The following is an 11,755-nucleotide window of genomic DNA, read 5'->3' as shown; positions in this document are numbered from 1 at the left end:
CGACTTGCATGTATTAGGCACGCCGCCAGCGTTCATCCTGAGCCAGGATCAAACTCTCCATAAAAGAAGTAAGCTTGATAAGCTCATTTTTGATTGGTTAAGCCAATCACTCTGAAGTACTTTCAGTACTCAATTATTGGAATTAACGTTGACATATTGTCATTCAGTTTTCAATGTTCATTTTAATCGCTACAAGAAACAATTATACTAGTTATTAAATATCAAGTCAAGTATTATTTTTAAAAAATAATAATTTGTTTTGTTCGGTTTGACTCAGCTTTTCAAGTGGTCGTTTCCGTTTCAATCAACTTGCATAATTTATATTACATTGTTATTTAGTTAATTTCAAGCGTTAAATTTACACTTTATTAACCTTTTTAACAATCGTTTTATTTTGCGATGTCTGTCTGTTTTGACGACTTTTATATAATATCAAGATATATACTATACGTCAACGATTTATATAAACAAAATTGTGTATTATTTCGCTTTATTAGGGACTATATATTTTAATAGAAATTATGCTATACTTTATCAGTATTAATAAGTATGGAGGGAATAGATTTGAAGCTATTTCGCAAAAAACCTACTAGTAAAATAAATAGAATTAGATCTTTTGCATTAGGATTAATCTTCTTAGGTATGATTGTTATGTACATAGGTGTATTCTTCTTTTACTATTTTAAGAGCCAAATTGTATTTAGTATATTCTTAGTTTTAGGAATGTTAGCTCTTGGTCTTTCATTTATAGTTTACTTTTGGATTGGCATGTTGAGTTCTCGGACTATACAAGTGCAATGTCCAAACTGTGATCATTATACAAAAATGTTAGGACGAGCAGATATTTGTGCTAATTGTAATCAACCTCTTACATTAGATAAGAATTTAGAGGGTAAAGCCTTTAATCAAGATTATAATAATAAGCGCAAATCTAAGAAACTAGAAGAGCAGCAAACTAAAGAACATACTGAAGAAAAGAAAAAAAGCTAAAGGCATCCGCCTTTAGCTTTTTGTTTTATTTATTCTTGTTTTGACATTCTGGACAAACACCATATATTTCCATTCTGTGGTGCGTTACTGAAAAACTAGTGACATGTTGTGCCAATTGTTCTACTTCATCTAATCGTGGATAATGAAAATCAGATATCTTACCACATTGATCACAGATAATATGATAGTGATTATGTGTTTCAAAATCAAAACGACTTGAAGCGTCACCGTATGTTAATTCTTTAACAAGCCCAGTTTCTTTAAAAACTTTTAAGTTATTATAAACTGTAGCAACACTCATATTTGGAAATTGTGGTGAAAGTGACTGATAAATTTCATCAGCAGTAGGATGACTATCTGTTTCGATTAAATATTGAAGTATCGATTGACGTTGTGGTGTAATTCTAACACCAGTACTTCTTAAAGTACCAATTGCATCGTCTAACATATGTTCAACATTCTCAATATTTTGTTGCATCCTTACACCCACCTTCTAATTTATAATGATTATTATTTATAATATATCCCTTTTAGTAGCATTTTGTCAAACAATTAATCAGTATCCCGCTTCTGAGTTAACAATGTTTATTAACTTATCTGACTCATCATTTTCAATATGTTTGAGATTTTCAATTAGAATATCTGTACTTCTCTTTAAATTGTTAAGATCATTACCTGTAATATGAGCTGTGATAAACACATTATCTAAATCATATAGTCTAGAATTTTCAGGTAATGGTTCCTCTTCAAATACATCTAAAGATGCATATCTAATTTCTTTACTATCCAATGCTTCATATAAGACACTTTCTGATACGACAGTACCTCTACCTACATTTATAAAATGTGTATCTTCATTCATATGTTTAAAGTCTTCTTTCTGTAATAAATGTATCGTATCTTCTGTTTCAGGTAATACATTCACAACAAAGTCAGCTTTATGATATACATGACGTCTTTCTTCTATAGAATAAACTTCATCAAACCCAGGAACATCATGTCCAGTTATATTTATACCAATAACCTTCATATTAAATGCTTTAGCAACTTCAGCAGTTCTTTGCGGAATCTTGCCTGTACCTAAAAATAGAATCGTCTTTTCATTTATTGAATCAGGTTTAAGCTTATGATTAAATTCACGTTTCTTTTGAGACTCATATGAAGTACTGAATAATTTAATATCATTTAGAATATATGCAAAAATAAATTCAGCGATTTGAATGGCGTGTACCCCTCTTGCATTAGTCAGTTTAATTCCTCTATCTTGAATATAACCTAGAGGTAATTGATTCACCCCTGTAGCAAACCATGTGATTAGTTTGATATTCTTACATTTATCTAAAAATGAAGGATTCACTTCTCCATGATAACTAACTAATACATCAACATCTTCTAAATCTTCATCACGTGCTTCATTCGGATGCTTATAAAATTTAAAATCTACATTAGGAAATGTTTCTTTTAGTCTCTCTTCTTGTTCTTTTAGCCTCATTAAAGTAACGACTTTCATTTATATCATTCCTTTATAAAGTTTTTTAAGTCTTCAATCTGAGTTTTAACTTTTACTTTGTCAATTTTATGTATGACAGTACCTTCTTCATCTAACACAAAAGTCGTTCTAACAATCCCCATTGATTCTTTACCAAATGATTTCTTCAATTGATATACCCCTACTTCTTCAGAAAGCTTATAATCTTCATCTACTAGTAAATCAAAATTCAAATTATGTTTATTAGAAAAATTAGCATGTTTCTTTTCACTATCTCCACTAATACCATAAACTTTCGTATTTAATTCATTAAAATCTTCTAAATTATCTCTAAAATCACATGCTTCTGTCGTACATGTCGGTGTGTTATCTCTAGGGTAAAAATAAACAACGACTTTAGATCCTTTTAAGTCCTCATTACTAATTAATTCACCATTTTGATTCTTTAACTTGAAATCCGGAAATTTTTCACCAATTTGTATCATATTTTACACTCCTTATAAACGATAGATGTTTAATTTTATGATACGATATAAATGAAAATAATTAAATTAAAAGAGGTTGATAATATGGAATTTACAAAAAGTGAGTACTTACAAACACTTTCAAATGAATATATTCTTGGTGGTGTCAATTCACCATCTCGTTCATATAAAGCTGTAGGTGGTGGCGCACCTTTAGTTATGCAAAAAGGTAAAGGTGCGTATTTTTACGATGTTGATGGCAATAAATATATTGACTATCTTCAAGCATATGGACCAATCATAGCTGGACATGCACATCCACATATAACGGAAGCTATAAAAGCTGCAGCTGAAGATGGTGTATTATTCGGTACACCTACTGAATATGAAATTACGTTTGCTAAAAAACTACGAAATGCTATTCCATCATTAGAAAAAATTAGATTTGTAAACTCTGGTACTGAAGCTGTTATGACAACAATTAGAGTTGCACGCGCTTATACTAAGCGAGATAAAATCATTAAATTCGCTGGATGTTATCACGGACATTCTGACTTAGTGCTTGTTGCTGCAGGAAGTGGCCCATCTCAACTTGGCACACCTGATTCTGCTGGTGTACCGAAAAGTGTAGCACAAGAAGTTATTACAGTTCCTTTTAATGATATAGATTCATTTAAAGAAGCTATGAAACATTGGGGCGATCAAGTTGCTGGTGTTTTAGTAGAACCAATCGTTGGAAACTTTGGTATGGTTGAGCCTAAAGAAGGCTTTTTAGAAGCAGTAAATGAAGTAACACATCAATACGGTGGTTTAGTTATTTATGATGAAGTTATTACAGCATTTAGATTCCATTACGGTGCTGCACAAGATTTATTAGGCGTTTATCCTGACTTAACTGCATTTGGTAAAGTTATTGGAGGCGGCTTACCAATCGGTGCATATGGTGGACGTCAAGAAATCATGGAACATGTTGCACCACTTGGTCCAGCATACCAAGCAGGTACAATGGCGGGTAACCCACTTTCAATGAGAGCTGGAATTGCTTTATTAGAAATATTGGAACAACCTGGTGTTTACGATAAATTGGATCAATTAGGTCAACAATTAGAAGAAGGTTTATTGGAATTAATTAAAAAGCATAACGTTAAAGCAACAGTTAATCGAATCAAAGGTGCTTTAACACTTTACTTTACAGACGAAAAAGTTGAAAACTATGTTCAAGCGGAAAATACTGACGGTGAACAGTTCGCAAAATTCTTTAAGTTAATGTTAAATCAAGGTATTAATTTAGCACCTTCTAAATATGAAGCATGGTTCTTAACAACTGAACATACTGAAGAAGACATAAATCAAACATTAAATGCAGTTGATTACGCTTTCTCTCAATTATAAACTTGAAAAGTTAGCCAAAACGTTGTATAACCAATATATACTAGGCTTGTGATATTTGTTACAACCCTGTTTTAAAAACAAAAAGGAATGGTTCTATGAAATTTGGGGCAAGAATATTTAAAACTGGTATCGCGATTGTCCTAGCAATATTTATAGCTAATTTACTCCCAGGACCGGCAATGATAACATCAATAGCTGGTGTTGCTGCAATGGTCGCCATGCAACCAAGTGTCTATCGTTCGTTCAAAACGATTGTAGAACAATTTCAAGGTAATGTTATTGGTGCGATTACAGCTGTTGCCATATTCTCTATATTTGGTAACAATGTTGTATTTATAGGCTTAACAGCGATTATCATTATTTCAATACTTTACAAATTTAATCTACAACATGTTTCTAACTTAGCAGTTGTAACAGCTTTAATCATACTTGGACATCACGAAGGAGATTTCTATATCTCTGCGTTCTATCGTTTCGTCTTAGTTATGATTGGTGTGTTAAGTGCTTTCCTTGTTAACTTTACGTTTTTACCACCGAAATTCGAAACTAAAATGTATTATAACTCACTTAATATTTCTACTGATATATTTAAATGGTTTAGATTAGTGTTAAATAGTACAACTGAGTTTCACTACGTAAAGCAAGATTTAGAAACAATCAGAACACGTATCGTAAAGCTTGAACAATTTTATTTATATTATAAAGAAGAAAGAGCTTACACTAAGAAACAAGCTTTTAGTCAAATGCGTAAGAAGATTCTTTTCAAAGAGATTATTGCATCAACACGTAGAGCATATGAAGTATTAAGGAAAATGAATCGTTACGAAAACGATATTCATAACTTAAATGATGATCTCAAAGTACAAATGAAGTTTGAACTGGATGAACTGATGGCACAGCATGAACAAATATTAGTAAGGATATCACAAAAAGCTAAACACGAAATTGATCAAGTTCCTGATTATTTAGTAGAACCTTATAAAGAAGATTTAATGGAAATATTCATTAAAGATATTATGGAAAATCCTGATCAAGAAGATTACTATATTGAGAACGTCATGCAAGTTATTTCAGCAATGTTAGATTATAAAGCGACTATTTTACATTTAGACAAATTATCTTCTAGTTATTTCAAATTTCATCCAGAAGATAGCGACATACAAATTGAAGATGAAGATTTTGATTTATAAAAGTAGACCTGAACAGATAACTGTTCAGGTCTATTTTTAATTCTCTTTATATATGGTTTTTTTATATTGATTAACATTCATGACATTTCCATTAGCACTTCTATATAATAAATGGTTTTCATTTATTTGATTAGGACTTTTCACACCTACTGCTGCTGCTAAATTAAATAACCCTTCATGTAAACTCACAATATAATTTGAAACTCTGTATTCTTTTTCTGATACAACTAAAGCAGATTCTTTTTTTGGATCTGTAGTAGCTACACCTACTGGACAATTATTTGTATGACATTGTTGAGCCATAATACAACCTACATTAATCATTAAACTTCTTGCTACATTAACGAGGTCTGCACCTAACGCTAAAGCAATAGCAATTTGATCAGGTGTGATAAGTTTTCCAGATGCAAATACTTTCACTTTATCCCTTATTTTAAATTTTTTAAGTTCTACATCTAATATTGGTAATGCAGAAAATAATGGCAAACCAACTGTATCGACAAGTTCTTGATAAGTCGCACCTGTTCCACCTTCTCCACCGTCGACTGTAATAAAATCAGGAATAATGTTTGATGATACCATTTCATGTATTAATTTCTTTAAATCATTTATGTTTCCGACAACTATTTTTATGCCAACTGGTTTGTCAGATAGTTCTCTTAACCTCTGTACAAATTGTAACAACTCTTTATTATTATGAAGAAATTCAAACCTATTAGGTGAGTTAACTGTTTCAAAAGGCGTTACATTTCTAATTTCAGCAATTTCTTCTGTTACTTTTGCCCCTTCAATATGTCCACCTCTCGTTTTGGCACCTTGCGCTAACTTTAATTCAAATGCCTTCACTTGTTTCATGTTAGCTTTTTCAAAAAATTCTTTCTCATCAAAATTCCCTTCTTTATCTCGAACGCCAAATAAACCTGGTCCTATTTGAAAGATGATATCACAATCTCCACTTAAATGATGATTGCTTAATCCTCCTTCTCCTGTATTCATCCATGAACCGCTTCTGCCCAAACCTTTTGGCAATGCAGTAATTGCATTTTTACCTAGTGCACCATAGCTCATACCTGATTGTCCAACCAACCTATTAACGATAAATGGATGTTTTAAGTCACCACCTATAATTATCTGGTTATCTGTTGTTAATTTATATGGATCAACATCTTTTTGTTTTTGTTCTTCTTTACGATCAAAAAGTCCTTCATTAGAAATTTCATAAATAAAAGTAGACATTTGTTCATCTTGGTTAATTTCTAATTCGTCATGGTCTACTGGAAACATTGTATTTTGTAAATAAAATCCTGGCTCTTCAAATTTTCTCAACGACCCAAAACTTTCGATTCTATTTTTATATTTACCTGGCATGACGATATTTAAATATTGTTTTCTTGAAAATGGTTTTCCAGCATTATCATTTAATATTAAATACTGTCTAAGTTCTGGTCCTATACTTTCTAAAAAGTATCTCACTCTACCAAGTACAGGGTAATTTCTTAATACACTATGATGCTTTTGCCTTTTATCTATAACATACAAAGAATAAAATATTCACAATCAATTGTAGTATGCTTAAAAAAGTCATAAAAATTCCCCCTCAGTCTATCTCTATTAAATTAATAATAGCATAGAATGAGGGGGTGTTGTAATTTTACCCGAACGATTGAATATTATATAAGTTGTAATAACTTCCTTGTGCTGCCATTAATTCTTTGTGTGAACCAACTTCTTCAATTTGTCCATTTTGAATAACAACTATTTTATCCGCATGTGTAATCGTTGATAATCTATGCGCAACGATTAAAGTCGTTCTTTCAGTACTTAATATTTCAAGTGCATCTTGGATGATTTTTTCACTTTCTAAATCAAGTGCACTCGTCGCTTCATCAAGTACTAACACAGGAGGATTATTCAAGAATATTCTTGCAATAGATACTCTTTGTTTTTGTCCACCTGATAATTTCACACCACGTTCGCCGACTTCTGTATCATAACCTTTTGGTAATGACATAATAAAGTCATGTGCATTTGCTTTTTTACTTGCCTCTATAACTTCTTCGTCAGTTGCATTTGGTTTTCCTAATAAAATATTTTCTTTAATAGAATCAGAGAATAAAATATTATCTTGCTCAACCATACCTACTTGATTTCTGAGACTTTCAGTTGTGAAATCTTTAACGTTATGATTATCAATACTAATGCTACCTTTCGTCACATCATAGAATCTTGGCAGTAAACTAATAAGTGTTGATTTACCGCCACCACTCATACCTACAAATGCGACCGTTTCACCTTTATTAATATCTAAGTTAATATGTTTGAGCACTTCATCTTCATAATCATTATATTTAAAAGATACGTCATCAAACGTAATGTGCCCTTCTTTAATGACAATGTCTCGTGCGTCATCTTCATTTTTGACATCATATTTTTCATCAAACAAATGAAATACTCTGTCCATTGAAGCGATACTTTGCGTTAAAGTTGTAGATGATGAAACCAATCTTCTTAAAGGTCCGTATAACTGTTCAAGATATGCTACAAATGCTGCTAATGTCCCAACAGTTAAATTCCCTTGAATAACAAGAAAACCACCGATACCTACTACCAATAATGGACCAATATCTGTGACTGTATTAATAACTGCAAATGATTTGGCATTCCATTTCGTATGATCAGTTGCTTTAGTTAAGAAGTTTTGGTTCCTTTTATCAAATCGTTTTTCTTCATTTTTTTCTATAGCAAAACTTTTTATAACAGACATCCCTGAAACACGTTCATGAAGAAATCCTTGAAGTTCTGCTAAACTTTGCGATCTTCTTCTCGTTAAACTACGTAATTTTCCGAAGAAGTAATAAATACTAAATATAAATACTGGGAAAATCGCAATTGCCGTAAATGTTAATTTAATATCTAAAACAAACATAATACTTAATGCGATGACGATTGTTACTAAATCTAACCAAACATTCATAAGTCCTGTAAGGATAAAGTCTTTAGTTTGTTCAACATCATTAATTACTCTTGATATAACTTCCCCTGCTTTATTATTAGCATAAAATCTTGAGCTTAATGCCTGTAGATGTGTGTATAATTTTTTACGAATATCATACAGAATTTTATTAGATGTCCATTGTGCTAAATATTGTCTGAAGTATTCTATAGGTGGTCTTAGTACAACAAATATAAATCCCATAATTAACATTGCATATGTTAATTTTTCTGTTTTTTGTCCAATTGATAGTGCACCATTATTAATGACATCATCGATTACATATTTAATCAGTAATGGAAGTAATAATGGGATACCAAATTTCAAAATTCCAATGATAATCGTACCTACAATATGCCATTTGTATGGTTTTACAAATTGTAAATACCTTTTAATCATTATTGTTCCCCCAATCTTAGTCCAAACGAAACAGCCTAGCTTTAGCTAGGCTGTGATATTTTCATTCTCAAGAATTACGTCTATCAATTGAATGAAATCTTTCTTGCCAAACTTTAATAAAGTCTGGCGCAAATGGTCCTTTCTTGCGTTCAATCCATTGTTGTAGAATATCAACATTTCTTCTAAGTATTACATCAATGTCTTTAGGATAATTCATTTGTTTCATATGTTGTTTATATTCATCTTCATCCAACAAATGATATTTGCCGCTTGGATAAACTTTAATGTCTAAATCATAATCGATATATTTAATCGCTTCTTCATCACAAACAAATGGTGATGATAAATTACAATAATAATAAACACCGTCTTCGCGGAACATACAAATGACGTTAAACCAATATTCTGAATGGAAATAAACAATCGCTGGTTCCCTTGTTACCCAAGTTCTACCATCACTTTCTGTTACGAGTGTACGATTATTCCCACCGATAATAACATGACTCGTACCTTTAAGAATTGTTGTTTCAGACCACACACGATGTATATTACCATCATGTTTATAACTTTGTATTTTAATTACTTGGCCTTCTTTTGGTATGGATTCTTTGACCATGTTCCACACCACCTTTTAAATATTTACCAAGTTATTATATCATATTTAAATAAATAAGCTAAAATTATGTTTCTTGTCATTATCCATTGAGCTGATTAAAAATTTTACTCATAGATGTTGAAAATGATAACTGGTCTTTTTCTTCTTTTTTTATCCATTTATATGGGTAATTAAAATCACTTTTTTGAGTATGCGCTCGGTATACATTCATATTCCATGTCATATGTGTAAAAACATGCTTAGTTGTAAATTCAGGCGTTTGATCGATATCCATGACTGCATCTAATGTTTCTTCAATGCTGTGTATACTTTCATCAGCTTCAAACATTGGAAATTCCCACATGCCATTTAATAATTTTGTATCTCTTTGGCGTACTAATATCTCGCCAGAACGATTCGTGATATATAATACGTTAAAATCAATTGTCTTTTTCTTTATTTTTTTCTTTTTAACTGGTAATTCATCCACTACACCATTAGCAAATGCATAACAATGTTTTTGAACAGGGCACATAATACATAAAGTCTTTTTAGGTGTACAAATGGTTGCTCCTAATTCCATCATTGCTTGATTAAAATCTCCTGAATGGTCTTCTACAAATGGCTGTAATTCATCTTCATATAATTTTTTCGTCTTCGGTGCAGCTATATCACTGTCATTACCAGTCAATCTACTCCACACTCTTAACACATTACCATCAACTGCTGGTATCGGATGATTATGCACGATACTCATAACTGCTGCATTTGTATATGGTCCAACACCTTTTAACTTTTTAAAATCATCAGGGTTATCTGGTACTAATCCGTGATAACTATGGTGAACTTCTTTAACCGCTTCTTGAAAATTTCTAACCCTAGAATAATAACCTAAACCTTCCCAATATTTAAGTACATCTTCTTCGTTTGCTTCACTCAAACTTTCTATAGTTGGGAAACGCTCAATAAATGCTTTGTAATATGGTCGAACCGTATTAACCTGTGTTTGTTGCAACATTACTTCACTTAACCAAATATAATATGGATTTGATGTTTCTCTCCACGGCATTTGTCGTTTATTTTTATGAAACCAATTAAGCAAATCGTCTTTAAATTGTTTCGTTTCTATCATTTATGACACTACTTTCTTGTGAATTGCTTTCAGATTACTATGCATATGCTATATAATATATATCATATAGATTAAAGTAAAGTGGTGATTTTTATGGATACTGGTACACACGTTGTCATGGGTGTTGCGTTAACTGGTCTTGCGACATTAGATCCACATGTTACACCTACATTTGCTGCAGTGGCAACTGGTATAATGGTTGGATCACAAATACCTGATATTGATACAGTATTAAAATTAAAAAATAATGCGATATATGTTAAAAACCATAGAGGTATCACTCATTCTATACCTTTTACATTATTATGGCCTTTAATATTAACGTTTCTAATATTCGTTATCTTTCCAGGAGTAGATGTCTTGCATATTTGGTTATGGACGCAATTTGCCGTATTCTTTCATGTTTTTGTAGATATTTTTAATTCATATGGTACACAGGCGCTTAGACCGATATCTAATAAATGGATTCAATTAAGTATTATTAATACGTTTGACCCCATTATCTTTGTAGCACACTTAGTTGCCATACTGCTCTGGACACTCGGTGTTAATGCTGGCATTGCCTTTGGTACATTATACTTCTTGTTAATATTCTATTATATTGTGCGATTTATATTACAAAAAGCGATAAAAGACCAAGCTTTAAAACAAATACAACAAGAAGATAATCCCGTTAAAATATTTGTTGCACCGACAATACGATTTATGGAATGGCGAATTGCTATTCAAACTGAAACACATGATTATGTTGGACGTAGTTATGGTCGTAACGTAGCATTTAATGATGTATTCAAAAGACAAGCATTCCCGAATGACCATATAATGGCTTATGCTAAATATGATGAGAATTTAAGATCTTTCTTAAGTTTCAGTTCTATTTATCGATGGGAAGTTACAAGAATAGATAAAAAAACAACAGAACTAAGATTTATTGATTTAAGATATTTGAAGAATGGTCATTACCCATTTGTAGCTATACTACATTTAGATGATGATATGAAAGTGACAAACTCATATATCGGCTGGGTATTTACCGAGGAGAAATTAATGAAAAAACTCGAAGCATAGAAACACAAATAAGGCTGAGACGGTTAGATCGTCTCAGCCTTATT

Annotated in this window: 11 protein-coding genes and 1 rRNA gene; 4 read left to right on the top strand and 8 right to left on the bottom strand. The window is 31.6% G+C overall.

All coding sequences use genetic code 11. The features are described from left to right. Positions 1–64 (bottom strand): 16S ribosomal RNA (locus LQ611_RS04520); the annotation flags it as partial. A 485-nt stretch (positions 65–549) separates the two neighbouring features. Here LQ611_RS04520 and LQ611_RS04515 point away from each other — a divergent pair. After that, on the top strand, positions 550–990 hold the full coding sequence (locus LQ611_RS04515) for a YgzB family protein (RefSeq protein WP_119494136.1): 441 nt from the start codon (positions 550–552) through the stop codon (positions 988–990). Between the two features lie 25 nt (positions 991–1,015). On the opposite strand, the gene perR is transcribed toward LQ611_RS04515, so the two are convergent. From perR to bcp, 3 genes are all read right to left on the bottom strand, one after another. Further along, positions 1,016–1,468: a peroxide-responsive transcriptional repressor PerR gene (perR, locus tag LQ611_RS04510; protein ID WP_025907200.1), complete on the bottom strand. Its 453-nt coding sequence runs from the start codon at positions 1,466–1,468 to the stop codon at positions 1,016–1,018. A gap of 78 nt (positions 1,469–1,546) precedes the next feature. Then, positions 1,547–2,500, bottom strand: coding sequence for a phosphoglycerate dehydrogenase (locus LQ611_RS04505; protein ID WP_107590906.1), 954 nt, complete (start codon positions 2,498–2,500; stop codon positions 1,547–1,549). A 5-nt stretch (positions 2,501–2,505) separates the two neighbouring features. Further along, positions 2,506–2,964 carry a thioredoxin-dependent thiol peroxidase gene (gene bcp / locus LQ611_RS04500; RefSeq protein ID WP_037590541.1) on the bottom strand — a complete coding sequence of 153 codons (459 nt, stop codon included), beginning with the start codon at positions 2,962–2,964 and terminating at the stop codon, positions 2,506–2,508. Between the two features lie 84 nt (positions 2,965–3,048). On the opposite strand from bcp, the gene LQ611_RS04495 reads away from it, so the two are divergent. After that, the gene (locus tag LQ611_RS04495; protein WP_107572617.1) at positions 3,049–4,335 is read left to right on the top strand and encodes a glutamate-1-semialdehyde 2,1-aminomutase; all 1,287 of its coding nucleotides are present in this window, start codon (positions 3,049–3,051) and stop codon (positions 4,333–4,335) included. A gap of 95 nt (positions 4,336–4,430) precedes the next feature. Continuing rightward, on the top strand, positions 4,431–5,525 hold the full coding sequence (locus LQ611_RS04490) for an FUSC family protein (protein ID WP_103361888.1): 1,095 nt from the start codon (positions 4,431–4,433) through the stop codon (positions 5,523–5,525). A gap of 36 nt (positions 5,526–5,561) precedes the next feature. Here LQ611_RS04490 and LQ611_RS04485 read toward each other — a convergent pair whose 3' ends face one another. From LQ611_RS04485 to mutY, 4 genes are all read right to left on the bottom strand, one after another. Beyond that, entirely contained in the window at positions 5,562–7,064 is a 1,503-nt protein-coding gene (locus LQ611_RS04485) for an FMN-binding glutamate synthase family protein (protein WP_239709373.1), read from the bottom strand. 112 nt (positions 7,065–7,176) lie between these two features. Then, the gene (locus LQ611_RS04480) at positions 7,177–8,916 is read right to left on the bottom strand and encodes an ABC transporter ATP-binding protein (protein ID WP_119494138.1); all 1,740 of its coding nucleotides are present in this window, start codon (positions 8,914–8,916) and stop codon (positions 7,177–7,179) included. Between the two features lie 67 nt (positions 8,917–8,983). Continuing rightward, a complete protein-coding gene (gene ntdP, locus LQ611_RS04475; RefSeq protein ID WP_025907189.1) occupies positions 8,984–9,532 on the bottom strand; it encodes a nucleoside tri-diphosphate phosphatase in 549 nt (182 codons plus the stop codon). A 79-nt stretch (positions 9,533–9,611) separates the two neighbouring features. Then, entirely contained in the window at positions 9,612–10,643 is a 1,032-nt protein-coding gene (gene mutY / locus LQ611_RS04470) for an A/G-specific adenine glycosylase (protein WP_107590908.1), read from the bottom strand. Between the two features lie 93 nt (positions 10,644–10,736). On the opposite strand from mutY, the gene LQ611_RS04465 reads away from it, so the two are divergent. Next, complete coding sequence (locus LQ611_RS04465; protein ID WP_103360893.1) at positions 10,737–11,711, top strand: metal-dependent hydrolase; 975 nt, start codon at positions 10,737–10,739, stop codon at positions 11,709–11,711. Positions 11,712–11,755: the final 44 nt, after the last annotated feature.

This window comes from Mammaliicoccus sp. L-M44 (assembly GCF_022386355.1).
Lineage (GTDB): Bacteria > Bacillota > Bacilli > Staphylococcales > Staphylococcaceae > Mammaliicoccus > Mammaliicoccus sciuri_A.
The sequence above is the reverse complement of the archived record's forward strand: the minus strand, read 5'-3'. Positions and strand labels throughout refer to the sequence as shown.

Excerpts from the sequence above, each read along its gene's own strand:
- LQ611_RS04515 (WP_119494136.1), top strand. The coding sequence starts at position 550 with ATGGAGGGAATAGATTTGAAGCTATTTCGCAAAAAACCTACTAGTAAA.
- perR (WP_025907200.1), bottom strand. The coding sequence starts at position 1,468 with ATGCAACAAAATATTGAGAATGTTGAACATATGTTAGACGATGCAATT.
- LQ611_RS04505 (WP_107590906.1), bottom strand. The coding sequence starts at position 2,500 with ATGAAAGTCGTTACTTTAATGAGGCTAAAAGAACAAGAAGAGAGACTA.
- bcp (WP_037590541.1), bottom strand. The coding sequence starts at position 2,964 with ATGATACAAATTGGTGAAAAATTTCCGGATTTCAAGTTAAAGAATCAA.
- LQ611_RS04495 (WP_107572617.1), top strand. The coding sequence starts at position 3,049 with ATGGAATTTACAAAAAGTGAGTACTTACAAACACTTTCAAATGAATAT.
- LQ611_RS04490 (WP_103361888.1), top strand. The coding sequence starts at position 4,431 with ATGAAATTTGGGGCAAGAATATTTAAAACTGGTATCGCGATTGTCCTA.
- LQ611_RS04480 (WP_119494138.1), bottom strand. The coding sequence starts at position 8,916 with ATGATTAAAAGGTATTTACAATTTGTAAAACCATACAAATGGCATATT.
- ntdP (WP_025907189.1), bottom strand. The coding sequence starts at position 9,532 with ATGGTCAAAGAATCCATACCAAAAGAAGGCCAAGTAATTAAAATACAA.
- mutY (WP_107590908.1), bottom strand. The coding sequence starts at position 10,643 with ATGATAGAAACGAAACAATTTAAAGACGATTTGCTTAATTGGTTTCAT.
- LQ611_RS04465 (WP_103360893.1), top strand. The coding sequence starts at position 10,737 with ATGGATACTGGTACACACGTTGTCATGGGTGTTGCGTTAACTGGTCTT.